Raw genomic sequence first — 25,739 nt, 5'->3', positions numbered from 1 at the left:
CGGCCGCTCAGGTCAGGCCGACTCCGCCAGGCGGGCGGCGAGGGCCCCGGTGTCCGGGAGGAACCAGATGTGGCGGCCCCTGTTCGACTCGTGGACGAGCGAGCGCAGGGCCGAACTGGCCTCCAAGTGGCGGGAGATGTCGCCGAGGATGACCAGCCGGAGGTGGTAGTTGACGAACTTCTGCATGACCTCGCCGGCGAATCCGGTGCTCAGCACGAAGAAGCTGTCGTCCAGCCGGTCGGCGGGCACGGCGACGGCCTCGGCGCCGAGGTAGGTGGCGCCGATGAGATCGAGTGCGTCCTGCACGGTGGCGATCGCGGGCCCGGCCGCGTCGCACACGAGCACCTTCACCCCGCTCAGTTCCTGCACGTCGTCTGCCATGGCGCTCTCCTGCCGGTCGGGCGTGGTCGGCCGGATGCGGTCATCCGGGTCGAGGTTCCAATCTAGGGCGGACGGGCGGCCGTTCGGAAACGATTTACCGCCGGGAGCGGTTGCGGGCCGGCGGTGCCGTGATGCGGACCCGGGTGGTGGCGGGCGCCTGCTCCAGGTCGTTCAGCTGGGCGAGCATGGTGGCGCGCAGCTCGTCGTCGTCCTCGAAGTGGTGGTCGTGGAAGAGGGTGTAGCCCGTCCACATCAGGTTGGCGCACACCCGGGCCGGCACCCGGCCGGTCTGGGCGCCCATGCCGACCAGGGCCACCGAGCGGATGCTGCCCGGGGCCAGCCGGTTCTGCCGGTGGACGGCCTGGAAGGCGGCGGCGCAGGCGAGGGCGACGTTCAGCGTCTCGCTCACGTTCTGCGAGGAGCTCTGCATGGTGGGCGCCGAGATCAGGAACCTCGGGTTGACCGCGCCGGAGGGCACGCAGACCGCGCTGCCCACCGGCAGGGTGCCCGCGTACGTGTCGCGGATCTTCCGCTGCACCTTCAGCTGGATGCCCGCACCCAGGTACCGCTTGACGGCGGCGTCCGTCCCGCCGTCCATCCGGCCCTTGGAGTTGGTCGGGCTGACCCAGGCGTCGACCTGCTCGTCGAGGATCGAGCCCTGCCGTATCTCGATGCCGGGGGTGTCGGCGAAGGCGGCCCGCCACGACTCGACCACCGACGCGTTGAGGTCCGTCAGCACCACCCTGAGCGGGGACTGGGCGCGGTCCGTGGTCATGTTGCGACTCCTGTCGTACGGCGGGGGGATCTCGTTGTCGGTCCCGACGTTAGCGGGCACCTCTGACAATCCGTCCGCCTCCGTCCGTCTCCGTCGGGGCGGGCGGGACTGTCGGTGCCGGCTGTTAGGAATGTGCTGTCCGCCGGGGAGCTGACGGACAGTCAGTCGACCCTCTTCCGCGATCCGACCAGCCGGAGTACCACCGTGAACGCTGCCGACACCTCCGCCGCCGCCCAGCCCGACGCGAACGACCCGAACGACCCGCTGGCCCTCGCGGAACTCTTCCAGGGCGGCGGCGAGCCGTGGCTCCCGCTGCTCAAGCCGGTGATCGAGGCGCAGCCCGCCGCGGCCGCGTTCATCGGGCCGGGGCGCAGCCCGGAGGTGGTGCCGGTCCGCGAGCTGACCTTCCAGGCGCTCAAGCCGCACGCCCCGCACCAGTGGAAGGTGGTGGTCTTCGGCCAGAACCCGTACCCGCGGCCAGAGAGCGCCACCGGCATCGCGATGTTCGACAACGCCTTCCACGACTGGAAGGACAGCCAGTTCGGCCGGGTGATCAGCATCCGCTGCATCATCAAGGCCGCGGCGATGTGGAAGTACGGCATACCCAAGAAGACGCCGATCGCGGACATCCGCGCGCTGTTGAAGAAGGAGGAGACGGTCCAGCCGCCGGAGTGGTTCCAGGCGATGCTGACCCAGGGCGTGCTGCTGCTGAACGCGGCGCTGACCGCCAGTGCCGACGGCGCGATGGGCCCGGACCAGCACACCGGGTTCTGGCGGCCGGTGGCCGAGCGGATCGTCGAGGAGATCCTGCGGGCCAAGCAGCAGGCGGGGGAGGAGGACCGGGGTGTCGTCTTCGCCTGGTGGGGCGCGCACGCGCGCAGCCTGAAGAGCGTGGTGCAGCGGCTGGAGAAGAAGTACCCGGAGGTCGAGGTCCGGCACATCGACCACGCCAACCCGGCGGCCCAGGGCGACATCTTCTGCGACAACGAGCACTTCGCCGCGGTGAACGCCGCGCTCGCCTCGCTCGGCGCGGACGGGATCGACTGGCTGCCGAGCAAGGGCTGGAACGCCGGAGCGGCGGGTGGCGAGGGCGCGGACGGCTGCGTCGCCGAGCGGATGGGCGCGTTCATCGCCTCCACCATGGAGCTGCACCAGCTGTACCTGGACCGGCTGGCCGGCGTGAAGGACGAGGGCCTCGAACTCCCGGCCATCGGAGGGGTGTTCGACACGCCGCTGATGGACTTCCGGGATGCCGTGGCCCCGGTGGCCGAGCTGCTGCGCGGGCTGGACCGGCACGTCACCCTCTCGCACGAGTTCGGCAAGCGGCGGGCGGACGAGCGGGCGGGTCAGGGTGCGGGTGAAGGGGCGGCCGGCGGGCTGTCCGCGGACGCGATCGCCGCGCTGTACCTCTACACCTGCGAGTCCGCGTTCTACCGCGAGATCAACGCGGTGCTGCGCTCCCCGGACCGGTCCCGGCTGGTGCCGTACCTGCCGTACCTGCGGCTGCTGTTCGCGGCGGTCTCGCAGCTGCCGGTGCGGACCGAGCCGCTCTGGCGCGGGGTGGCGCTGGACCTGCGCAAGCAGTACCCGCTCGGGCGGACGGTGACGTGGTGGGGCGTGTCCTCCTGCACCTCCGAGCTGGGGGTGGCGAAGGCCTTCCTCGGCAGCCGGGGCAAGCGGACGCTGTTCGAGGTGCGGCCGCTGCGCGCCACGGGGATCCAGCGCTTCTCGGCGTTCACGGGCGAGGAGGAGTACATCCTGCTGCCCGGCACCCAGCTGGAGGTCACGGACGTACGGGCCGAGCGCGGCGGGCTGTGCACGGTGACGCTGACGGAGGTCGCGGAGGGGCCGCTGGTGTCCTGAGCCGTCAGCCGAGCTGACCTGGTCAGAAACATTACCGAGTTAAGTTAAGCTGACTCCTCCGGACAGCAGTCGAGTCGAGTGCGGAGGAAGCGATGACGTCGGAAACCCTGGGTCTCGACGGCGAGCTGGTGCGTGAGCGGGCCTACGTCGGGGCCTGCCGGGCGGCGATGGCCCGGCAGGTCGAGGACGCCGCGCACCAGGTCGTCGCCGGGGAGGACGTCTCGGGCGACGGCGCCAGCGCCGAGGCGCTGGGCCGGTACCTGCGGACCCGCGCCAAGCGGATGCGCGAGCTGCCGGAGAGCCCGGCCTTCTTCGGCCGCCTCGACTTCGACGAGGTGCCCGCCGCCGGCGACCACCGGGGGCAGCGCTACTACGTCGGTCGGCAGCGGATCTCCGAGGACCCGACGGTGCCGCCGCTGGTGATCGACTGGCGGGCGCCGGTCTCCCGGGCGTTCTACCGGGCGAGCGCCCACGACCCGCTCGGGCTCGCCCGGCGGCGGCGCTTCGGCTGGGCACCGTCGAGCCGGGGCCTGCCGCAGGACCTGACCGGACTGGAAGACGAACACCTCGGCGGCACTGACGCACGGACAGCCGATGGACGGACGGCCGGTGGACGGACAGCCGACGGGCAGCCGGCGGACGGCCCCGGCGGCCTCCTCGCCGCCGAGATCGAGCGCCCGCGCACCGGGCCGATGCGCGACATCGTCGCCACCATCCAGCCCGAGCAGGACGCACTCGTGCGCGGCGAACTGGCCGAGTCCGTCTGCGTCCAAGGCGCGCCCGGCAGCGGCAAGACCGCCGTCGGCCTGCACCGCGCCGCCTACCTGCTCTACAGCTTCCCCCAGCGGCTCCGGCGCAGCGGCCTGCTGGTCATCGGCCCCAACCGGACCTTCCTGCGGTACATCGCCGAAGTCCTCCCCGCGCTCGGCGAACTCGACGTCTCCCAGTGCACCGTGCAGGACCTGGTCGCCACCCGCCCGGTCACCGCGGTGGACGGGGAGCGGGCTGCCGCGCTCAAGCACGATGCCCGGATGGCGGTGGTGCTGCGCCGCGCGCTGTACGGCCGGATCCGGGCCGTCGGCGCCGAGCCGCTGGCCGTCCCGGAGGGTTCCTACCGCTGGCGGGTGCCCGGCGAGCGGCTCGACCGGCTGGTCGCCGAAGTCCGCGACCAGGCACCGCCGTACGCGATCGGACGGGAGAACGTCCGCGCCCGGGTGGTGGCCCTGCTCCAGGCGCAGGCCGAGCGCCGGACCGACGTCAAGAACGCCACCTGGCAGCAGAAGGTCGGCCGCAGCCGGCCGGTCGCGGCCTTCCTGGAGGCGGCCTGGCCCGCCCCGCGCCCGGAGGCCGTACTGGCCGGGCTGCTCGGCGACCCCGCCGTCCTGGCCGAGGCGGCCGACGGTGTGCTCGACGCCGAGGAGCAGGCCGCGCTCCGGTGGCACCGGCCGCCGCGCTCCGAGAAGAGCGCCAAGTGGTCCGAGCACGACCTGCTGCTCCTGGACGAGCTGGCCGGGCTGATCGAGCGGCCGGCGAGCTTCGGCCACGTGGTGGTCGACGAGGCCCAGGACCTCTCCCCGATGCAGTGCCGGGCGATCGCCCGGCGCAGCGCCTTCGGCTCGCTCACCGTCCTGGGCGACCTCGCCCAGGCCACCGCGCCCTGGTCGGCCCGCGGTTGGGCCGACCAGCTGGCCCACCTGGGCAAGCCGCGGGCCGCCCTGGTGCCGCTGACCACCGGCTACCGGGTGCCGGCCGCCGTGATGGCCCTGGCCAACCGGCTGCTGCCCGCCCTGGACGTGGACGTGCCGCCGGCGGTCTCGCTGCGCCGGGACGGCGAGGTGACCGTCCGGCCGGTGCCCGACCTCGACGCGGCGCTGGTCACCGCGGTGCGCGCCGCGTTGGACCGGGACGGCTCGATCGCGGTGATCGGCGCCGACGGGGCGGTGGAGCGGGCCGCCGCCGCACTCCGTACGGCCGGGATCCCGAGCACCCCGGCCGAGGAGGAGGCCGCGGGGGCGGCCCGGGTCACGCTGCTGCCGGCCTCCCTGGCCAAGGGCCTGGAGTACGACCACGTGATCGTGCTGGAACCGGCGGCCATCGTCGAGGCCGAGCCGCGCGGGCTGCACCGGCTGTACGTGGTGCTGACCCGGGCGGTGTCCCGGCTGGACCTCCTCCACGCCCGGCCGCTCCCGGCCCCGCTGGCCGGGGGCTGAAGCGGGGTGCCGGGCCCGGGCGTTCGGGTCGTGGACCGACCGCCCCGCCGGCTGCGGCCCGCACCCGACCCTTGCCCGACCGCGTGAGGGCCGGGTGCGGGCCGCAGCCGCGCGAGCCCTCGGCGGATTAGCCAATGCGAGTTCCCCGCGAGTTGCGCCCCGATTCCCGGGTGCGGTGGGCGGGTTGTCGAATCGGCCCATTCGGCAGGGGGGTTGCCGCCGTACGCTGGCCGGTTATCGCCAACTATTGAGCGTGCTCACTCAGCTGAGGTACAGTCATCAGCGGTTGATCGGCACACTATTCATCATCCTCGATGGCAGAACCGACCAGGCGGCACAACCGGCCTCCGCAGAGCGGCGATCCAGTGACGGGTCGAATGAGTTCTGACATCTTTTCCAGAAAGGCCGCTTCGGAGCCATGGACTTTCCGGACGACCTCGGGCCAAAAGCCGGACTTCCTGGATGGCGCCCGTGAACGGCCAGATACTCCCCGACAAATGGTTCGTTTCCCGAGAATTGCGTCCGGAGGCGCCGGTCAGGCTCGTCTGCTTCCCCTATGCGGGCGGCGGCACGGCCGTGTACACCCGCTGGCCGGCCGCACTCGGCCCCGAGGTCGAGGTCGCCGCGCTGGCCCTGCCGGGCCGGGAGCGCCGCCTCGGTGAGCCCGCGGCCGTCGAGGTGGAGCGGATCGCCGAGGCCGTCGCGGCCACCGCCGACCGGCCGTACGCGCTGTTCGGCCACTCGATGGGCGCACTGCTGGCGTTCGAGGTGGTCCGGTGGCTGCGCCGGACCGGGGCCGAACTGCCCGTCCACCTCTTCGTGTCGGGCTGCCCGCGGCCCGACCACCCGCGGGGCGACGACGTCTTCGACGGCCTGTCCGCCCTCCCCGACGACGCGATGCTGGAGCGGCTGGTCCGCGGCGGCGGCCTGCCAGCCTTCGTGCTGGACGAGCCGGAGCTGCTGGAACTCGTCCTGCCCGTCTGCCGGGCCGACTTCGGCTGGCTGGACGCGTACGACTGCGGCGACGAGCCGCCGGTGCCGGTGCCGATCACCGCCTTCGTCGGCTCCGAGGACGCCTCGGCCCGACCCGAGGACGCGGCCGGCTGGGCCGCGCACACCACCGGACCGTTCGTCCGGCACGTCGTGCCGGGCGGCCACTTCTTCCTCGACGACAACCTGGACGCCATCGGCCGGGCCGTTCGTGCCGGGATCGGGAGCCCCGTGTCCTGAGGCCGCGGGCCCCGGCAGGGGTCCACGAGGCGGGCGGGCGCCGGTCCCCACGGTTGGAACGACGGAGTCAGGAACTGTGATGGCGGATGGAACCACCGGGTCGGCCGTGCCCGGCGCGGGCGGGGAGCGGATCGCCCGGGCGGCCCACGGCCAGGAACTGGTCTGGCGGACCGGCCGCCGCTCCGGGGGCCTGCTGCTCCAACACGTGGCCGACACCTTCCGGTTGGGCGCCGCGATCGACGAGGGGCAGGTCCGCTCGGCGCTGGCCGCCCTGACCGCCCGGCACACCGCGCTGCGCACCTCGCTGCGGGTGCTGGACGGCGGGCTGCGACAGGTGGTGCACCCGGGGATCGAGCTGCCGGTGGAGTTCGCCGACCTCGGCGGGGCGGACGACGGCAAGCGCGCCGAGCGGCTGGCCGAACTCGCCGACCAGGCGGCGGCGCTGCCCTTCGACCCGGCCCGGGCGCCGCTCTGGCGGGCGGTCGCCGTCCGGCTCGGCGAGGCGGACTGGGCGGTGGTGCTGGTCGCCCACCAACTGGTCTGCGACCCGGCCTCGTTGTTCCTGCTGAACGCCGAACTCGCCGAGCTGTGCGCCGCCGAGGAACAGGGCCGGGCCCCGGAGCTGGCCGAGCCGGCACCGGACTTCGCCGACCACGCGGACCGGCAGCACGGTCCGGAGGGCTCTGAACTCCGGGCGCGGGCCGCCGAGTTCTGGCGGTCCCGGCTGGTCGGACGGCCGTCCGGGCACGGCCTCCCGCTGGACCACCCGCGCCCGGCCGTCCGGGCGGGCGCGGGCGCCGAGGTCCGGTCCGCGTTCCCGGCCGGCCTGGCGGCCGCACTGCGGGCGGGCATCGAGCCGCGGGCGGGCGCCGAGCCGCGGCCGGGTGCCGAGCGGCTCGCCGGATCGCCGTTACCGGTGCTGCTGGCCGGCTACGCGGCGCTGCTGCACGACCGTTCCGGCCGGACCGACCACCTGATCGGGGTGCCCGTCTCGGGCCGGCGCCGGCCCGAGACGCTGGCGCTGGTCGGAGCCCTGGCCGGCCGGCTGGTGCTGCGGCTGGACACCTCCGGCGACCCGTCCTTCGCCGCCCTCGTCGACCGCGTCCAGGACGTCGCCTCGGCGGCCTGGGAGCACCAGGACCAGCCGTTCCCGGAGCCCGTGGAGCCGACCGCCGAGTGGGCGCACCAGCCGGCCTTCAACCTGACGGAGGGCCGCGAGCCCGGCGCCCCGTGCGGCTACGCCGAGGACGAGCTGCTGCTCGAAGTCGCCGACCACGCCGCCCGGTTGGTGTACGACACCGAGCTGTTCGCCCCCGCCACCGCGCGCGGCCTGCTCGACGACTACCTGGCGCTGCTCGCCGCCGGCCTCGCCGATCCGGCCGCGCCGCTGTCCCGGCTGCTGTCCCCGCCGCCCGGGGCCGCCGCCGGCCGGCCGCCCGTAGCGGCCCGGGACGGCCGGGCCGAGAGTTTCCCCGCCGGCAGCCGCGGACCGTCCGAGCCGGAGGGTCCGCGCGAGGGCCGGTCCGCCCCATCGGTTCTACTGAGGAGCACGCAATGACGGTGACCGGTCGGATCGACGGCATCCCGAGCGAGGTGTGGCACGAGGAGGTGCTGGCACCGCAGTTCGCCTACGAGGCCGAGCACCTGCTGCGGCACTACGTGGCGATCGAGAAGGTGCTGCTGCTGGAGTACCGGCGGATGGAGCTGGTCGACGACGCCGGCACCGCCGCGATCGCCGCCCGGCTGGACGGGGTGGACTCGGGCACCGTCCGCGCGAACCCGCGCGAGAACATGTCGGACATCTCCTTCGCCCTGGAGCGGCACGTCGCGGCCGGCCCGGTCGCGCCGTTCGCGGCCTGGCACGTCGACCGCAGCCGCAACGACCTCCAGGTGTGCGCCCAGCTGCTGTCCGCCCGCGAGCAGGTCCGGGCGCTGGCCGCCGACCTGCTGGCCTTCGACGCGGCGGTCCGCGCGCTCGCGGCGGGCGCGGTCGAGGTGCCGATGCCCGGCTACACCCACGCCCAGGCCGCCCAGGTGATCAGCCCCGGCTTCTACCTGGCCGCCCTGTCCAGCGAGACGCTGACCGCCGTGCGCCGACTGCTGGCCGCCTACGACGAGATCGACGCCTGCCCGCTGGGCGCCGGCAGCATGGCCGGGCAGGAACTCGACTGGGACCGCTCCCGGATGGCCGGGCTGCTCGGTTTCGCCCGCCCGCAGCCGCACGCCCTGGTGGCCGTCGCCTCGCGCGGCTGGGCGCTGGCGATCGCGGCCGAGGCGGCGAACTTCGCCGTCGCACTGAGCCGCTTCACCACCGACCTGATGGCCTGGGGCGGCAGCGCCCACGGCTTCCTGGACCTCCCGGACGAGCTCTCCGGGATCTCCGCCGCGATGCCGCAGAAGAAGAACTTCCCCGTACTGGAGCGGATCCGCGGCCGCTGCGCGCTGGTGGCGGGCAGCGCGGCCGAACTGGCGGCGGCGCAGCGCAACACCCCGTACACCAACACCGTCGAGGTCTCCAAGGAGGCCGGCGCCCATCTGCGGGTGCAGACCGAGGCGCTGCGCTCGACGCTGCGGCTGGCGCACGCCGTCGTCACCGGGCTGGTGTTCCGCACCGACCGGATGCGGGCGGCCTGCGAGGGCGAGTACCTCGGCGGCTTCACCCTGGCCAACCGGCTGACCCTGGACGAGGGCGTGCCGTGGCGGACGGCGCAGGTCATCGCGGGCCGCTACATCAAGGCCGCGCTGGACAAGGGCCTGGCCCCGGCCGACGGGGACGCGGAGCTGCTCGCGGCGGTCGCCGAGGAGGCCGGGCACCGGCTGGCCGGGCCGGAGGCGCTGCTGGCGGCCTCGTTGAGCGTCGAGGCGGGCCTGCGCGCCAAGACCTCGGTCGGCTCGACCCACCCCGACCAGGTCCGGGCCGTGCTCGCCGAACTCGGCGCCGAGCAGGAGCGGTTGACCGAGGGCTGGGCGGAGCGCGGCACGGCCGCACGGGCGGCCGCCGACCGGGTCGCGGCGCTCCTCGCGCCGAAGGACGCCCCGGCGGCGGACGCCCCGGCGGAACGGTGACCGCGCTGCCCGCCGCGCGCCCGGCCCCGGCGGTGGCGGTGCCCTCGCCCGGCAGCGGCGCCCAGTCGCCGCGCCGGCCGTCCCCGGCCTCCCCCCGCCCCGGCGTCGACCTGCGGACCGGCACGGCCCGCGCCTTCGGCACCTTCGGCGAGCTGCTCCAGGGCGCCCTGCCCGGCGGCCCGGAGTTCCTGGTGACGCTGCCGGTCGACCGCTGGGCGCGGGCCCGCTTCCGGCTCGACCCGGGCGGCCCGCTGCGGGTGTTCCCCTCGCACAAGACCAAGACCCGGCGGGTGGCCGAGGCGATGCTCGCCGCCTGCGGGCGCCCGGCCGGCGGGGTGCTGCTGCTGGACGGCGACCTGCCGGTCGGCAAGGGGATGGCCAGCTCCTCGGCCGACCTGGTGGCCACCGTACGGGCGGTCGGCGCCGCGGTGGGCCTGGACACCTCGCCCGCCGAGGTGGAGCGCTGGCTGCGCCCGATCGAGCCGACCGACGGGGTGATGCACCCCGGGGTGGTGGCCTTCGACCACCGCGAGGTGCGGCTGCGCGAGCGCCTGGGCGGCCTCCCGGCGGCGACCGTGGTCGGGGTGGACGAGGGAGGGCTGCTGGACACCGTGGCGTTCAACCGGATGCCGAAGGCGTTCTCCCCGGCGCAGCGCGCCGAGTACGCGGAGCTGCTGGCGGAACTCGGCGCGGCGGTGCGGGCCGGGGACCTCGCCCGGGTGGGGACGGTGACGACCCGCAGCGCGGTGCTGAACCAGCGCCTGGCGCCCAAGCGCAACCTCGACGCGGTGCTGGCGATCGCCGAGCGGGTCGGCGCCGCGGGGGTGGTGTGCGCGCACAGCGGCACCCTGCTGGGCGTCCTGCTGGACGAGAACGACGCCGACCACGGGCCCCGGCTCGCCGCCGCCCTGGCGGCCTGCTCGACCCTGCCCGGCACCACCACCACGGTCCGGGCGCTCACCCTTCAGGACATGGAGCTTTCTGATGCGGCATGAATCGATCGTCGACGCCATCGGCCACACGCCACTGGTCCGGCTGCGGGTGCCCGCGCCGGAGGGGGTCGAGGTGTACGCCAAGCTGGAGCTGGCGAACGCCTTCGCGATGAAGGACCGGGTGGCCCGGCAGGTCGTCACCGAGGCCCGTCGCTCGGGGGCGCTGAAGCCCGGGGCGCCGATCGTGGAGAGCTCCTCGGGGACGATGGCGCTGGGCCTGGCGCTGGTGGGCACCCACCTCGGGCACCCGGTGCACATCGTCACCGATCCGCGGATCGACCCGATCACGCTGGCCAAGCTGCGCACCCTGGGCTGCGAGGTGCACGTGGTGTCGGCGATGGGCGACCAGGGCTGGCAGTCGGCCCGGCTGGACCTGCTGGCCGAGCTGATGACCGGTCTGCCGGGGGCGTTCTGGCCGCAGCAGTACTCCAACCCGCAGAACCCGGCGGCCTACCGCGGTCTGGCCGAGGAACTGGCCGCCGACCTCGGCACGGTGGACGTGGTGGTGGGCTCGGTGGGCAGCGGCGGTTCGCTGTGCGGGACGTCCCGGGCGCTGCTGGAACGGTTCCCCGAGCTGACGGTGGTCGGCGTGGACGCCGTCGGCAGCGTGCTGTTCGGCCAGCCCGACGTGCCGACCCGGCGCCAGTCCGGCCTCGGCAACAGCCTCTACCCGGACAACATCGACTACCGGCTGATCGACGAGGTGCACTGGCTCTCCGACGACGAGGCCTTCGCCGCGACCCGGGCGCTGGCCCGGGAGCAGAAGATCTTCGCCGGGAACACCTCCGGCTCGGTCTACCGGGTGCTCACCCACCTGGCGGCGCACGCCGCGCCCGGCACCCGGCTGGTCGGCATCATGCCGGACCGCGGCGACCGCTACGTGGACACCGTGTTCGCCGACACCGGGGCGCCCGAGGCCCCCGTGGCGACCGAGCCCGCCGCCGTCCGCTACGGCGAGCTGGTCAGCGGCTGGTCGTACGCGCGGATATCCCGCCGGGAGCGGCCGCTGCTGTTCTTCGTGGAGTCCAACACCACCGGCACCGGCATGCTCGCGCTGACCACGGCGGTGCGGCTCGGGCTGGAGCCGGTGCTGTTCGTGGTGGACCCGGCCCGCTACCAGGGCCTGGCGGAGACCGGCGCCCGGGTGGTGGTCTGCGACACCGACGACCCGCAGGCGCTGCGCAAGGCCGCCGAGGTGGCGGCCGGCGACCGCGCGGTGGCGGGCGTGACGACGACCAGCGAGTACTACCTGGTCCAGTCGGCCGCGCTGGCCGAGGCGCTGGGCGTGGCGGCCAACCCGGCGGCGGCGCTGGCGGCCTGCCGGGACAAGTCGGCGACCCGGCGCACGCTGCTCGAGCACGGGGTGCGCCAGCCCCGGTTCGCCGAGGTCCGCGACCCGGACGGGGTCGGGGCGGCGGTCGCGGCGGTGGGCCTGCCCTGCGTGGTGAAGCCGGTCGACGAGTCCGGCTCGCACGAGGTGCTGTGGTGCGCGGACGTAGCCACCGTCACCGAGCAGGTCCGGAAGCTGCTGGCCGTCACCCGCAACGTGCGCGGCCAGGCCAGCGCCCGGACGGTGCTGGTGGAGGAGTTCCTGGACGGGCCGGAGTTCAGCGCCGAGATGTTCCGGGCGGACGGCCGGACGCACTGCGTCGGCGTCACCCAGCGCACCGTCAGCGAGCTGCCGTACTTCGTGGAGACCGGGCACCTGTTCCCGGCGGTGCTGCCCGAGGAGACGGCGGCCGCGATGGCCGACACCGCCCGGCGCGCCCTGGCGGCGGTCGGCCTGGAGCGCGGCCCGGCCCACGTCGAGCTGCGGCTGACCGCCGACGGCCCGGCCGTGATCGAGATCAACGCCCGGCTGGCCGGCGGCATGATCCCGGAGCTGATCCGGCCCGCAACCGGCATCGACCTGCTGGACCAGCAGATCCGCGCCGCCGCCGGGCTGCCGCTGAACCTGACCCCGGAGCGCTCCCGCTCCGCCGGGATCCGCTTCCTGATCGCCGCCGAGGAGGGCCGGCTGACGGCCGTCGAGGGCGTCGAGCGGGCGGCCGCGGTCGCCGGGGTGGAGCGGGTCACCGTGACGGCGGCCGCCGGGCGCGCGGTGCGGCCGGTCCGGGAGGCGTACGACCGGCTGGGGCACGTGATCGCGGTGGGGGACGGCCCCGAGCAGGTGGTCGAGGCCCTGGACGCGGCAATCGCCGAACTGGCGGTCGTGGTCGCAACGGGGCAGTAGCGCGGGTGGGGGAGCGCCGACGGACCGAATTGAGTGGTCCGCCGGCGCTCCCGCCCGTCAGGCCCCCGGAGCCGGACGGCGCCGGCGCACCACGGGCGGCTCCGCGGCGTCCGGCCGGGGCGTCCGGTCGATCAGGGCCGCCAGCGCCGCGATCGTCGGGTGCTCGAAGCAGGCGCTCAGCGGCAGTTCGACGCCGAGGCCGTGCTGGATCTCGGCGAGCATCCGGATCGCCGCCAGCGAGTGGCCGCCGAGGACGAAGAAGTCGTCATCCACCCCGATCCGCTCGGTCTCGAACAGCTGCTGCCAGATCGCGACCAGCGCCCGTTCGGTGGCGGTGCCCGGCGGGGTGCGGAAGCCCGCGGCGCCCTCCTCCGGCGGGATCCGCAGCGCCTTGCGGTCGGTCTTGCCGGACGGCAGCGTCGGCATCGCGCCGACCACCACGAACCGGGCGGGCGTCATGGCCCGGGGCAGCGAGCGGGTGCAGTGCGCCCGCAGTTCGGCCGGGGTGGGCCGGGCGGCCGGGTCGGCCGGATCCACCGGGGTGACGAAGGCGACCAGCCGTGGTCCGGTGGCCGCCGAACGGTCCACCACCACCGCCGAGTCGGCGACCTTGCGGTGCGCCCCGAGGACGGACTCGATCTCGCCGAGCTCGATCCGCACCCCGTGGATCTTCACCTGGCCGTCGCTCCGCCCCAGGTACTGCAGCTCGCCGTCGACCGTCCACCGGGCCAGGTCGCCGGTGCGGTACATCGGCTCGCCCGGCGCGCCGTACGGGCACGGCAGGAAGCGGTCCGCGGTCAGGTCGGGGCGGCCCAGGTAGCCGCGGGCCAGGCTGGGCCCGGCGAGGTACAGCTCGCCGGTGACGCCCGGCGGGACGGGGCGCAGCTCCTCGTCCAGCACGAACAGCCGGGAGCCGGCGATCGGCTCGCCGAGCGGCGGGCCGGCCGCCGGGCGCAGCGGGCCGGAGAGCGTGCCGAGCACGGTGGTCTCGGTCGGCCCGTAGGCGTTGTGCAGCCGGCGCCCGCGCCCCCACTGGGCCACCAGGTCGGCGCCGATCGCCTCGCCGCCGCTGACGATCGCGCGCAGCGCGGGGTAGGGGCGGGCGGGCAGCGCGGCCAGGGCGGTCGGGGTCAGCACGGCGTGGCTGATCCGCCGCTGTTCGAGCAGGACGGCCAGCTCCTCGCCCAGCACCGGGTGGGCGGGCGCCACGACCAGGACGGCCCGGGCCCGGAAGGCCGTCAGGAGTTCCATGACGTACATGTCGAAGGTGGGGGACACCTGCTGGAGCATCCGGGGCTGCTCCCCGTCCCCGTCCGCCATCACGCTCCGCTGCAACTGCTCGGCCAGCGGGGCGAGTCCGGTGTGGGTGACCACGACGCCCTTGGGCTGCCCGGTGGAGCCGGAGGTGTACAGCAGGTACGCGGCGTTCGCCGGGTGCACCGGGGCGGTGGCCGGGCGGTCGCCGGTGTGCTCGCCGAGTGCGTCCAGCAGGTCGGGGTCGTCCAGCAGCAGGGTCGGCGGGGCGTCGACGGGCAGGGCGGCGGCGCCGTCCGAGTCGGTGACCACCAGCGCGGCCCGGGCGTCGGCGAGGATGAAGGACAGCCGCTCGACCGGGAACCGGACGTCCAGCGGCAGGAACGCGCCGCCGGCCTTGGCGACCGCCAGGACGGCGAGCACCAGCTCCCCGCTGCGCGGCAGGGCGAGCGCCACGACGCTCTCCGGTCCGACGCCGCGGGCGACCAGTTCGGCGGCCAGCCGGTTGGCCTGCTCGTCCAGTTCGGCGTAGGTCAGGGTGAGGTCGTCGTCCGTCTCCAGGGCCGGGGCGTCCGGCGCGGCGGCCACCGCCTGCTCGAACAGCTCGGCGAAGGTGGCCGCGCCGGGGGCGGGGGCGCCGGTGCCCCAGGTGTCGAGGACGGCCTCGCGCTCGCCCGGGAGCAGCAGCTCCCACTGGGAGATCGGCAGGTCGGGCCGGTCGGTCGCGAGGTCGAGTGCGAGCAGCAGCCGCCGGGCCAGGGCCGCCCCGGCGGCCTCGTCGAAGAGGTCGGCGCTGACCGTCAGCACGCCGCTGATGGTGGCGCGGGCGCGGTCCTCGGTCAGCTCCACGGTGATGTCGAACGGGGTGGCGGGGGTGCCGAGGTCGAACGGCTCGGTGGGCAGTCCGCCGAGCGCGGGCACCGGCTCGGGCTCGCCGTTGAGGCTGGCCATCACCTGGAACAGCGGGTTGCGGCCGGACTGGCGGGGCGGGTTGAGGGCGGTGACGAGCTCGTCGAAGGGCAGGTCCAGGTGGTCGTGCGCGGTCAGGTTGGTCTCCCGGACCCGGGCGATCAGGGTGCGGAAGCTCGGGTCGCCCGAGGTGTCGGCGCGCAGTACGGCGGTGTTGATGAAGCAGCCGATCAGGTCGTCCAGCGCCTGGTCGGAGCGCCCCGCGGTGGGGGTGCCGAGCGGGATGTCGGTGCCGGCGCCGAGGCGGGTGAGCATCGCGGCGAGCGCGGCCTGCAGCACGATGAACACACTGGCGCCGTGCTCGTGGGCGGCCGCGGTGATCCGCCGGTACAGCTCGGGGCCGGCCTCGACCCGGGTGGGCAGGCCGCGGAAGGTCGGCGCGGCCGGGCGCGGGCGGGCCCCCGGCAGGGCGAGCTCCTCGGGCAGTCCGGCCAGCGCCTTGGTCCAGAACTCCAGGCTCCGGCCGAACTGGCTGCCCGGATCCTCCGCCCGGCCCAGCTGCTGGGCCTGCCAGAGTGCGAAGTCGGCATACTGGATGGGCAGTTCGTGCCAGTCGGGGGCGCGCCCGGCGGACCGGGCGGCGTAGGCGGCGGCCAGGTCGCGGCAGAGCGGGGCCAGCGAGAGGCCGTCGCAGGCGATGTGGTGGACGTCCACCAGCAGCACGTGGGAGCGCGGGCCGGTGCTGAACACGTGCAGCCGCAGCGGGACTTCGGTGGTCAGGTCGAACGGGGTCTCCAGCGCCTCGCGCAGCGCCTGCTGGAGGCCGTTCGGGTGGATGGCGCTCGCCCGGACCACCCGGGCCACGGCCTCCGGCGGCTGCACCGACTGGCGCGGCGCGCCCGTGTCGGCGGGGAAGACCGTCCGCAGGATCTCGTGCCGGCGGCCCAGGTCCGCGGCGGCGGCGGCGAGCACGTCGAGGTCCAGTCCGCCCTCGATCCGCACCGCCAACGGCATGTGGTAGAAGGCCTGTTGCTGTCCGAGCCGGTTGACGATCCAGATCCCGCGCTGGGCCATGGACAGCGGCAGGACCTCGGGCCGCCCGGCGGCGGCCGGTATCGCGCTGCGGGCGGGGGCCTCGGCGGTGGCCGCGGCGGTCTCGTCCAGCAGCTTGGCCAGGTCGGCGAGGACGGGGGTCTTGAGGATGTGGCGGACGGACAGCTTGACCGACCACTGGCGGCGGATCCGGGCGACCAGCCGGGTGGCCAGCAGCGAGTCCCCGCCGTCGCGCAGGAAGTCGGTGTCCCGGCCGACCGACTCGGTGCCCAGCAGCCGGGACCAGATCGCCGCGAGGGCGCGCTCGGTGGCGGTGGCGGGGGCGGCCGGACCGTCGGCGGCGGGGCGGGACCGCTCGGCCCGGGACCGAGGCCCGGCGGCGTGCTCAGCGGCGTGCTCGGCGGCGTGCTCGACCCGGCCGTCGGCCAGCACCCGGGCCCGGCGCCCGCTCGGCGCGCCCGCCAGCAGCAGCTCGCCGTACACCCCGGTGGGCGCCCGGTTGCCGTAGCGGTCGCGGACCTCCGCCTCGGCGCCGTCCGCCTCGGCGGGGCCGTGCGCACCCAGCGCCACCGCGCCGACGCTCGCCGCGCCGACGCCCGCCGTGCCCTCGGCCAGGAAGGCCTCCAGCAGGGCCAGGTAGTCGGCGGCGAGCCGCTCCACCGTCTCCCGCTCGAACAGGTCGGTGGCGTAGTCGAAGGCGAAGCCGACCTCGTCCGCGGTGTAGCTCACCGCGAGCTCCAGGTCGAACTTGGCGGAGTCGTTGCGCATCTCGACGATCTCGACCGCCAGGCCGGGCAGTTCCGGCGGCGGCACCACCTGGTTGACGCTGCACATCACCTGGAACACCGGGTTGCGGGACGGGTCCCGGACCACGCCGAGCGCCTCCACCACCCGGTCGAACGGGACGTTCTGGTGCGACAGTGCCTCCGCCGCCACCGTCCGTACCTGGCCCAGCAGTTGGCGCAGGGTCGGATCACCGGCGAGGTCGACCGGCAGCGCCAGGGTGTTGGCGAAGTAGCCGATCACCGGCTCCCACTCGGCCTGCGGCCGGTTGGCCACCGGCACGCCGACGACCACCCGCTCCTCGCCGTTGTACCGGTGCAGCAGCGCGGCGAGCACCGTCACCGCGGTGGCGAACAGCGAGGCCTCGTGGCCCGCGCCCCAGGCGGCCAGCCGCCGCTGGAGGTCCGCCGGGACGGGCACCGTCACGGTCGCGCCCGCACCGCTGAGCAGCACCGGCCGCGGCAGGTCGGCCGGGAGCCCGGCCTCCTCCGGCAGCCGGGCCAACTGCTCGCGCCAGAAGGCGAGCTGGCCGCGGTAGAGCTCCACGGTGGCCGGCTCGGCCTCCCACGCCGAGTAGTCGGCGTAGCGCACCGGGAGCGGCGCCAGGTCGGCCGGCGGGCCGCCGACCCGGGCGGTGTAGCAGGCGCCCAGCTCCCGGAAGAACAGGCCCTCCGACCAGCCGTCGGTGATCGCGTGGTGCATGGTGACGGCCAGGTGGTGGACGGGCACCGCCGCCGGTCCCTGGACACCGGCCCGGATCAGCTTCGCCCGGAACAGCGGCCGGCCGGCCAGGGCGAACGGGATCCGGCTCTCCTCGTCGATCAGCGCGATCACGGCCGGCTCGCCGAGCTCGGTCAGGTCCAGCTGCTCCCACGGCAGTTCGTCCGGGTCGAGGAGCAGTTGGAAGACCTCGTCCTCGTCCCCGGCGAAGGTGGTGCGCAGACCCTCGTGCCGGGCCACCAGGTCGCCGACGGCGAGGCGCAGCGCCTCGGTGTCGAGCGCGCCGGCCAGCCGGAGCCGGAACGGGACGTTGTAGGTGCTGTTGGGGCCGTTCAGCTGCTCCAGGAACCAGAGCCGCTTCTGCGCCAGCGACGCGGGCTCCCGCCCGTCGCCCGGGCGGGCGGCCGGGGCGGCGGCGGGCGCGGGGGCGGCGGGGTCCGCCTCCTCCGCCAGTGCGCGGGCGAAGACGGCGTCCAGTGCGGCGCGGCCGACCGCGTCGGTGTCGTTCACGTGACCCTTCCTGGCCTTCCTGGTTCGTGGGGGCTTGCGGTGGGTGCGGTTCTGACTGGTTCTGACTGACCGTCAGATCAGGCCGGGGCGACGGCCGGGGTGGGGACTTCGGTGGGGATGCCGGTCGCCCTGCGGACCGGGGACAGGGCCAGCAGGACCGCGGAGATCCCGATGCCGCCGGCGCAGACCACGATCGCCCACTGGGTGCCCAGCAGGGAGCCGAGCGCGCCGCCGGCCATCGCGCCGAACGGCGTGCCGGCCATCACGATCATCCGGGTGGAGGCGTTCATCCGGCCCTGCATGGCGTCCGGGGTGATCGCCGACCGGTAGCTGCGGATGTTGACGGCGCTGGCGATCACCAGCACGGCATAGGCGACCTGGACGAACATCAGCATCGCGAAGGCGACGCCGGTGGGCATCACCGTCGCGGCGGGGATGACCAGCTCGACGCCGGTCATCGCCACCGTCGTCCAGATCACCATCCGGCCGAAGGGCAGCAGCTTGCCCAGCCGGGCCGCGAACAGGGCGCCCATCAGCGAGCCCACGCCGGTGCCGGCCAGCAGCGCGCCGACCAGGATGCCGGGCAGGTCCAGGGTGCGGGTGATGAACACCAGGAACACCGGGTCGATCGCTATGGCGGAGAAGTTGATCAGGAAGGTGACCAGCACCAGGGTGCGCAGGGTCGGGTTGCCGAAGATGAAGCCGAGCCCCTCGCCGATCTCCTTCCACATCGAGGACGGCTCGCCGTCGGCGGGCCGCTCCGGCACCGGCTCCTTCTTGCGGATCCGCAGGGTGCAGGCGGCCGCCAGCCCGAAGGCGAAGACGTTGACCATGATGACCACCGGGCCGGTGAGCAACTGCACCAGCAGGCCGCCGAAGGTCCGGCCGCCGATGTTGGAGACCGAACTGCTCATCTCCAGCTTGCTGTTGCCCTCGACCAGGTCCTCGCGCTCGACCAGGGCGGGCAGGATGGAGGCGTTGCCGATGTCCGAGACGGTGCTGCAGGCGCCGGTGCCGAACACCACGGCCAACAGCAGCGGGACGCTCAGCAGGTCCGCCCAGGACAGCAGCGGCACCGAGAGCAGGATCAGCGAGCGGACGGCGTCCGCCGCCACGATGATCATCTTCTTCGGTCGGCGGTCCAGCCAGACCCCGACGAACAGGCTGATCAGCAGGTAGGGCAGGAACTCGGTGGCCAGCAGCAGGCCCATCTGGAACACCGAGGCGCCCAGGCTGACCGAGGCGATCAGCGGGACGGCCACCGCCACCATGTTGGTGCCCAGCATGGAGAGCGTCTGGCCGGCCCAGAGCCGGCGGAAGTCCGGGTGGTCCCACAGTCCGGTGAGCTTCATGCCGCCGGTCCTTCCTGCGTCATCGCGCGGCCCATCAGGTCGAGCAGCGGCTGCGGGGCGCCGAGGAAGGCGTGGTGCCCGCCGTCCAGCAGGTGCTCGTGGTGGCGGGCCGGCGGCACGTACCGGCTCCAGCCGCCGAGTTGCTCCGGGCGGATCTCCACGTCGTGCTCCCAGCCGACCGCGTGCACCGCGCAGGCCAGCGGTTCGGGGGCGTCGAGCCGGTAGCGGCGCTGGGCCGCGAGGTCCTCCTCCAATACGTCCAGCGCCACGTCGAGGAAGTCCGGGTCCATCCTGGTCCCGGCCGCCTCGGCGAGGACGTTCAGCTCGACCGCGAGGTCGTCCCGGCCGAGCCACAGCCAGCGGCCGAACGGGTCCTCGTCGGGGGCGAGTTGGGAGGACATGAAGAGCGCGGTCAGCTCCCGGCCGTGCACCCGCTCCAGTTCGAGCGCGGTGGCGAAGGCGGAGAGCGCGCCGCCGCAGTGCCCGAAGAAGCCGGTCGGACGGTCCACCAGCGGGGCCAGCGCCGCCGCCGCTGCTACCGCCAGGTTCTGGTAGGTGACCGGGTGCGGCTCGCGCAGCCGGTTCTCCCGCGCGGGCAGCTGCACCAGGCACACCTCGACCTCGCCGATCCGCTCGGGCCAGGCGCGGTACATCGAGGCACCGGTGCCCGAGTACGGGAAGAGGAAGATCCGTGCCGGGGCGTCCTCGGATGGTGGGCGGAACAGCCATTTGCCCGCGTCGGTCTGCATGGCGCCGTGAACTCCTTGTTCCCGTCGGATCGGTGGTGGGGCGGTGTGTGGGGCGGTGCTGGGGGCGCGGCCGGTCAGTTGTTGAGTGCCGCGGCGCCGAGGGCGTCCGCGACGGCCTGTACGTGCGGCCGGCGGACCAGGCCGTAGTGGTCGGTGTCGAACCGGTGCAGCCGGAAGGAGCCGGCCACCACCGCCCGCCAGGCCTCGGCGCTGCCCAGCGCCCGGCCGTCCCGGCTCTCCAGGTAGACCACGTCGCCGGGGTGGCGGCGCGGCCGGTAGGCGTGGTGCGCCCGGAGGTTGGTGGCGAAGACCCGGTGGCGGGCCTGCCAGGCCTCGCTGTCGGACGCGTCCGGCGGGGCGCCGGTGAGGGCCAGGGTGTCCTGGAGGAGCGCTGCGGTGGTCCGGTCGTCGTCCAGGCCGTAGAGCTGTTCCGGTGCGGGGAAGGCGGCGTCGACCATGCCGAGCGTCACCTCCCGTCCGGCCGCGGTCAGCCGGCCGGCGGCCTCGAAGGCCAGCACCGCGCCGAAGGACCAGCCGGCCAGGTGGAGCGGCCCGGTCGGGTGCTCCCGGGCGATCCGCGCCACGGCGGCCGCGGCCAGCTCCTCGACGGTGCTCCCGGCCGGTTCGGCGCAGTCCAGCCCGTGTACGGCCAGCCGGGGGTCGAGCGCGCCGGCCAGCGCCAGGTAGCCCAGGGCGCTGCCGCCGACCGGCGGGAACAGCCACAGCGGCGCGCCGTCGGCGGGGCGCAGGGGCAGCACCGCCCAGCCGTTCCCGGCCGCCTCCGGGGCGGGCGCCGTCAGCAGGGCGGCCAGCCGTTCCACCGTGTCGTGGGTGAACAGCTCGGCCACGGTCAGCCGGCGGTCGAAGTCCCGGCGCAGCCGCCCGATCAGCCGGACGGCGGCCAGCGAGTGCCCGCCGACCCGGAAGAAGCCCTCGTCGACGGCGAAGTCCGCGCTGCCCAGCACGTCCGTCCAGGCGGCCGCGACCAGGCGTTCGGCCGCGTCGAGCGCCCGGGCGGGCGCGGTGCGGCGGACGGTGCGGCCGGGGGCGGGCAGCCGCTTGCGGTCGACCTTGCCGCTGACGGTCAGCGGCAGTTCGGCGAGCGGCACCCAGGCGGCGGGCACCAGGTGCCCGGGGAGCAGCCGTTCGGCGTGCCGGCGCAGCTCCCCGGCGGGCAGTTCGGCGCCGGGCCGGGCGGTGTAGTAGCCGATCAGCCGCTCGCCGTCGAAGGCCACCGCGGCCGCGCCGCAGTCCGGGTGTGCGGACAGCACGGCCTCGACCTCACCGGGCTCGACCCGCATGCCGCGGATCTTCACCTGGGCGTCGGTCCGCCCCAGGTACTCGATCGCGCCGTCCGGGCGGCGCCGGGCGAGGTCCCCGGTGCGGTAGAGGCGTTCCACCGTGCCGTCCGGCCAGTGGTGTGCGACGAAGCGCTCGGCGGTGAGGGCCGGCCGGCCGTGGTAGCCCTCGGCCAGGCCGGTGCCGCCGACGTGCAGTTCGCCGGCCGTGCCGACCGGGACGGGGTGGCCGGCCGGGTCGAGCAGGTGGATCCGGGTGTTGGCGATCGGCCGGCCGATCGGCACGGTGTCCGCGCCGTCGCGCGCGCAGTGCCAGTACGTCACGTCCACGGCCGCCTCGGTGGGGCCGTACAGGTTGGCCAGGGCGGCCTTGGAGCGGTCCAGGAAGTCCCGGGCGAGGTCGGCCGGCAGCGCCTCGCCGCTGCACACGACCTGGCGCAGCGCGGTGGCCGCGGAGAGGTCGGCGGCGTCCAGGAAGGCCCGCAGCATCGAGGGGACGAAGTGCGCCACGGTGATGGCCTGCCGGGCCAGCACCTGTTCGAGGTAGCCCGGGTCCCAGTGGCCGCCGGGCTCGGCGACCACCAGCAGGGCGCCCTCGCGCAGCGGCCAGAAGAACTCCCACACCGAGACGTCGAAGGTGTACGGCGTCTTCTGCAGCACCCGGTCCCCGGCGGTCAGCCGGAACTCCTCTGCCATCCAGTCCAGCCGGTTGGCGATCGCCCGGTGGGAGACCACGACGGCCTTGGGTCGACCGGTGGAGCCGGAGGTGTGGATGACGTACGCCGGGTCGCCCGGTCGGACCTCGACCTGCGGGGGACGGGCGCTCACCGCGAGGTCGTCCGGGACGAACTCGACCTGGACGTCGGCGAGTTCGACGCTCTCGGTGCCGGCGGCGGTCAGCACCACCCGGCAGCCGGACTCGGCGAGCAGGTCGGCCGTGCGCTCGGCCGGATCGGCCGGGTCCAGCGGGACGTAGGCGCCGCCGGCCTTGAGCACGGCGAGCAGCGAGACCACCAGTTCCGGTGAGCGCTCCTGGACGATCCCGACGTGGTCGCCGGGCCGCACCCCGAGGGCGGCCAGCCGGTGCGCCAGCGCGTCGGCCCGGCCGTCCAGTTCGGCGTAGCTCAGCACCCGGTCGCGGAACAGCACGGCGGGCGCCTCCGGGGCGTCCGCGGCCCGAAGGGCGATCGCGGCGTGCAGCAGGTGCGGGCCGGGGTACGCGCGCTCCGTCCGGTTCCACTCCCGCAGTTCGGCGAGTTCGGCGGCGGCCAGCAGCGGGGCGGCGGCGGGGGAGGCGGCCGGATCGGCCAGCATGGCCCGGAGCACGGCCTCGTGGTAGCCGAAGTAGCGGTCGGCGTCGGCGGCGGTGATCCGGTCGGCGTCGTAGCGCAGGCCGAGCCCGATCAGGTCGGTCGCGGTGTCGCGGGAGAACTCCGAGCCGAGCAGGAAGTCGGTGGGGGTGCGGCTGTCCTCGTCCAGCACCTCCAACTCGCCGGTGGGGACGTCCGATTCGTTGCGGAAGTGGGTGTAGTTGAAGAAGGTCTCGAAGGCGGCCGCACCCGCCACCCGGCCGCGCAGCTCCGGCATCGGGAAGCGCCGGTGCGGCTGGATGGCGAGGTCGGTCGCGGCGACCTGCCGGATCAGCGCGGACCAGCTCTCGGCGGCCGTCCGGCAGCGGACCGGGAGGGTGTTCAGGAACAGGCCGACCACCCGGTCCCCGTCCGGCTCGGCTATCCGGCCGTTGTAGACGGCGCCCGAGACCACATCCGCGCTGCCGGTCAGCAGCGCGATCACCCGCAGGTGCGCGGTGAGCAGCACGATCCGCACCGGGACCCGCAAGCGGGCGGCCAACGCGACCAGCCCGGCGGACAGTTCGGCGGGCAGCGTGCGCGGCACCACGGCCATGTCCGGCACCCCGGTGCCAGGGGCGGCCGGGACGGAGCCGAGCGCCAGGCCGTCGAGCTGGGCCTGCCAGAAGGCGAGTTGCTGCGGGTCGCGCACAGCGGCGCGCTCCAGGGCGACGAAGGAGCGGTAGTGGGCGCGGGGCGGCGGCGCCAGGGCGGCCGGGCCGCCGCCGAGGGCGGCGAGGTAGAGCGAGAGCAGCTCGCCGAACAGGATCCGCTCGCTCCAGCCGTCGATCACGGCGTGGTGGACCACCGTCCACAACTGGACCTCGTCCTCGGCCAGTCGGGCGAGGTGGTAGCGGATCAGCGGTGGGTGCTCCCAGTCGAAGAGGTTGCGGGCCTCCCAGTCGGTGCGCTGGTCGATCAGGGCCCGCTGCTCCGGCTCCGGCACGCCGCGCAGGTCCTCGAAGCCGACCGGCGGGTGGGCGATCCGCCGGTGCACCACCTGGAGCGGCTCGGAGAAGCCGCCGGGCGCGAAGGAGGTGCGCAACAGCTCGTGGCGCTCCAACAGTCGGGACACGGCGGTGCGCCAGGCCTCGGCGGAGAACGCCACCCGCAGCCTGGTCAGCAGCACGTCGTGGTACATCGCGGTGTGCGCCTGCTGGCCGCTGCGGTAGAGCATGCCGGACTGCAGGGCGGTCAGCGGGTAGGCGGCGACGGCGTCGGCGGGCAGCCGCGGCCGGTCCTCGGCCGGGACCAGCTCGAACGGTCCGGTGGCGGCCGGCTCGGCGGCGGGCCCCACGGCCCGGACCAGCGGGGCCAGTTCGCGGACGGTCTGGTTGCGGAGCAGGTCGCGGACCCGGAAGCCGAGGCCGCGGGCGGCGGCCCGGGCGACGATCTGCACGCTGCTGATGGAGTCGCCGCCGAGCTCGAAGAAGTTGTCGTCGATGCCGACGGCGGGGCGGCCCAGCACCTCGGCCCAGACCTCGGTGAGCACCCGCTCGGTGTCGTCGCGGGGGGCGGTGTCGGCGGTGGGGCCGGACGTGGTGGCGGGCTCGGTCTCCGCAGGCTCGGCCGCGACGGCGCGGACGGCGACCGGTGGGGCGTCGGCGGCCAGGAAGTCGGTCAGGAAGTCGGTCAGCGGGCGGTCCGGCCGCTCGGCGGCGAGCTCCAGCACCCGGGCGTAGCGCGCCGCGAAGTCGGCGATCCATGCGGGCGAGAACCGGTCGGCCCGGTACTCGAACTCGGCGACCGGCCCGGCCCCGGTCCGGTTGACCTGGAGGGCGAGCTGGTACTTGGCGGTGACCGACGGGACCTCGACCGGGCGGAACTCCAACTCCCCGGCCCGGACCGGCTCGAAGAAGTCCTCGCCGACGGTGAAGGCGACCTGGAAGACCGGCGGGTGTCCGGGGTGCCGGGGCGGCCGGACCTCCTTGACCACCGTCTCGAAGGGCACCGCCTGGAGGTCCTGGGCCCGGAGGACGGCGGCGCGCACCCGCTCCACCAGCTCGCGGAAGGTGCGGGGGCCGGTGAGGTCGGTGCGGACGGCGACCATGTTGACGAAGCAGCCGACCGTCCGCTGGAACTCGGTCCGGCTGCGGTTGAGCGCGGGGGTGCCGACGATGATGTCGCGCAGCCCGGTGCGGTCGGCGAGCAGCAGGTCGTAGGCGGCCAGCAGCACGGTGAACAGGGTGGTCCGTAACTCGCTTGCCAGTGCTGCGAGTTGTTCGACCACCGGGCCGGGCAGCGGGACGTCGGCGGTGCCGCCGGGGGCGGTCGGGTCGGCCGGGTCGGACGGTTGGAGGTCCCCGGGCAGTTCCAGTACCGGCAGTTCTCCGGCGAGCAGCTCGGTCCACGCGCGCCGGGCGCGCTCGCCGGCCGGGCTCGCCAGCCACTCGTCGTGCCAGAGCGAGTAGTCGCCGTACTGGTACTCGACCTCGGGCAGCCCGGGTTCCGTCCCGGTGCTGAACGCCGCGTAGTGGGCGGCGAGTTCGTCGCGCACCAGCTTGGCCGACCAGCCGTCGAAGACCGCGTGGTGGCAGCAGAGCATGACCACGTGGCTGCCGTCGGCGCAGCGCAGCAGGCCCGCCCGTACAAGCGGGCCGCGCTCCAGGTCGAAGGGGGCGCGGGAGGCGCGCGCCATCCGCTCGTCGCGCTCCTCCGCGTCCCGGCAGGTGGCCAGGCGCCAATCCAGCCGGGGTTCCGGATGGACGACCTGGAGGAGCCCTTGTTCGTGAATGCGGAAAGTGGTGCGCAGTGCCTCGTGCCGTGCCAGCACGGCGGTCACGGCATTCCGGAGCGCGGGGATGTCGACCGGCCCGCGGACTTCCCAGAAGCACGGGATGTGAAAGGCGGGTGCGTCGCCCACGGTCTGCTGTGCGAGGAAGAGTTGCTCCTGGACCTTCGACGCCGGGAACGAATCGTCGTCCGCTGCGTCCGATTGTGCGGGGAACTCGATGTCCACGGCTCGTAGACGCCTTTCCTCCTGGGTACGGAGACACCACCGGGTCCCCGGGA

General features: G+C 74.8%; 13 protein-coding genes. 7 read left to right on the top strand and 6 right to left on the bottom strand.

Features of this window, described 5'->3' with window-relative positions; translation table 11 throughout:
• Positions 1-12: 12 nt before the first annotated feature.
• Positions 13-381 carry a DUF4180 domain-containing protein gene (locus tag ACFVXG_RS31500; RefSeq protein ID WP_387932309.1) on the bottom strand — a complete coding sequence of 123 codons (369 nt, stop codon included), beginning with the start codon at positions 379-381 and terminating at the stop codon, positions 13-15.
• A gap of 94 nt (positions 382-475) precedes the next feature.
• Positions 476-1,156 carry a macro domain-containing protein gene (locus ACFVXG_RS31495; RefSeq protein ID WP_387932307.1) on the bottom strand — a complete coding sequence of 227 codons (681 nt, stop codon included), beginning with the start codon at positions 1,154-1,156 and terminating at the stop codon, positions 476-478.
• A 204-nt stretch (positions 1,157-1,360) separates the two neighbouring features.
• Here ACFVXG_RS31495 and ACFVXG_RS31490 point away from each other — a divergent pair, with 204 nt between their 5' ends.
• From ACFVXG_RS31490 to ACFVXG_RS31460, 7 genes are all read left to right on the top strand, one after another.
• Positions 1,361-3,019, top strand: coding sequence for an ADP-ribosyltransferase domain-containing protein (locus tag ACFVXG_RS31490; protein WP_387932305.1), 1,659 nt, complete (start codon positions 1,361-1,363; stop codon positions 3,017-3,019).
• Positions 3,020-3,111: 92 nt separating this feature from the next.
• On the top strand, positions 3,112-5,229 hold the full coding sequence (locus ACFVXG_RS31485; protein WP_387932303.1) for a HelD family protein: 2,118 nt from the start codon (positions 3,112-3,114) through the stop codon (positions 5,227-5,229).
• Between the two features lie 462 nt (positions 5,230-5,691).
• Positions 5,692-6,459, top strand: a complete 768-nt coding sequence (locus ACFVXG_RS31480; RefSeq protein WP_387932301.1) for a thioesterase II family protein — start codon at positions 5,692-5,694, stop codon at positions 6,457-6,459.
• A 79-nt stretch (positions 6,460-6,538) separates the two neighbouring features.
• Positions 6,539-8,017 (top strand): condensation domain-containing protein, encoded by a 1,479-nt coding sequence (locus ACFVXG_RS31475; protein WP_387932299.1) that lies wholly within the window; start codon positions 6,539-6,541, stop codon positions 8,015-8,017.
• Complete coding sequence (locus ACFVXG_RS31470) at positions 8,014-9,525, top strand: lyase family protein (protein WP_387932297.1); 1,512 nt, start codon at positions 8,014-8,016, stop codon at positions 9,523-9,525. The genes ACFVXG_RS31475 and ACFVXG_RS31470 overlap by 4 nt, the downstream gene beginning before the upstream one ends.
• Positions 9,522-10,520, top strand: coding sequence for a kinase (locus ACFVXG_RS31465; RefSeq protein WP_387932295.1), 999 nt, complete (start codon positions 9,522-9,524; stop codon positions 10,518-10,520). The genes ACFVXG_RS31470 and ACFVXG_RS31465 overlap by 4 nt, the downstream gene beginning before the upstream one ends.
• The gene (locus tag ACFVXG_RS31460; RefSeq protein ID WP_387932293.1) at positions 10,510-12,750 is read left to right on the top strand and encodes a pyridoxal-phosphate dependent enzyme; all 2,241 of its coding nucleotides are present in this window, start codon (positions 10,510-10,512) and stop codon (positions 12,748-12,750) included. The genes ACFVXG_RS31465 and ACFVXG_RS31460 overlap by 11 nt, the downstream gene beginning before the upstream one ends.
• A gap of 57 nt (positions 12,751-12,807) precedes the next feature.
• Here the strand turns inward: ACFVXG_RS31460 and ACFVXG_RS31455 are convergent, their stop codons facing one another.
• The 4 genes from ACFVXG_RS31455 to ACFVXG_RS31440 form a co-directional block, all read right to left on the bottom strand.
• On the bottom strand, positions 12,808-17,979 hold the full coding sequence (locus tag ACFVXG_RS31455; RefSeq protein ID WP_387932291.1) for an amino acid adenylation domain-containing protein: 5,172 nt from the start codon (positions 17,977-17,979) through the stop codon (positions 12,808-12,810).
• A 77-nt stretch (positions 17,980-18,056) separates the two neighbouring features.
• Positions 18,057-19,331: an MFS transporter gene (locus ACFVXG_RS31450; protein ID WP_387932290.1), complete on the bottom strand. Its 1,275-nt coding sequence runs from the start codon at positions 19,329-19,331 to the stop codon at positions 18,057-18,059.
• A complete protein-coding gene (locus ACFVXG_RS31445) occupies positions 19,328-20,080 on the bottom strand; it encodes a thioesterase II family protein (protein ID WP_387932288.1) in 753 nt (250 codons plus the stop codon). The genes ACFVXG_RS31450 and ACFVXG_RS31445 overlap by 4 nt, the downstream gene beginning before the upstream one ends.
• Positions 20,081-20,154: 74 nt before the next feature.
• A complete protein-coding gene (locus ACFVXG_RS31440) occupies positions 20,155-25,686 on the bottom strand; it encodes an amino acid adenylation domain-containing protein (RefSeq protein ID WP_387932286.1) in 5,532 nt (1,843 codons plus the stop codon).
• Positions 25,687-25,739: the final 53 nt, after the last annotated feature.

The organism is Kitasatospora sp. NPDC058162 (genome assembly GCF_042884005.1).
Taxonomy (GTDB): Bacteria; Actinomycetota; Actinomycetes; order Streptomycetales; family Streptomycetaceae; genus Kitasatospora.
The sequence above is the reverse complement of the archived record's forward strand: the minus strand, read 5'-3'. Positions and strand labels throughout refer to the sequence as shown.

Coding starts and splice junctions, on each gene's coding strand:
- ACFVXG_RS31495 (WP_387932307.1), bottom strand. CDS start 1,156: ATGACCACGGACCGCGCCCAGTCCCCGCTCAGGGTGGTGCTGACGGAC.
- ACFVXG_RS31485 (WP_387932303.1), top strand. CDS start 3,112: ATGACGTCGGAAACCCTGGGTCTCGACGGCGAGCTGGTGCGTGAGCGG.
- ACFVXG_RS31460 (WP_387932293.1), top strand. CDS start 10,510: ATGCGGCATGAATCGATCGTCGACGCCATCGGCCACACGCCACTGGTC.
- ACFVXG_RS31450 (WP_387932290.1), bottom strand. CDS start 19,331: ATGAAGCTCACCGGACTGTGGGACCACCCGGACTTCCGCCGGCTCTGG.
- ACFVXG_RS31480 (WP_387932301.1), top strand. CDS start 5,692: ATGGCGCCCGTGAACGGCCAGATACTCCCCGACAAATGGTTCGTTTCC.
- ACFVXG_RS31500 (WP_387932309.1), bottom strand. CDS start 381: ATGGCAGACGACGTGCAGGAACTGAGCGGGGTGAAGGTGCTCGTGTGC.
- ACFVXG_RS31475 (WP_387932299.1), top strand. CDS start 6,539: ATGGCGGATGGAACCACCGGGTCGGCCGTGCCCGGCGCGGGCGGGGAG.
- ACFVXG_RS31470 (WP_387932297.1), top strand. CDS start 8,014: ATGACGGTGACCGGTCGGATCGACGGCATCCCGAGCGAGGTGTGGCAC.
- ACFVXG_RS31445 (WP_387932288.1), bottom strand. CDS start 20,080: ATGCAGACCGACGCGGGCAAATGGCTGTTCCGCCCACCATCCGAGGAC.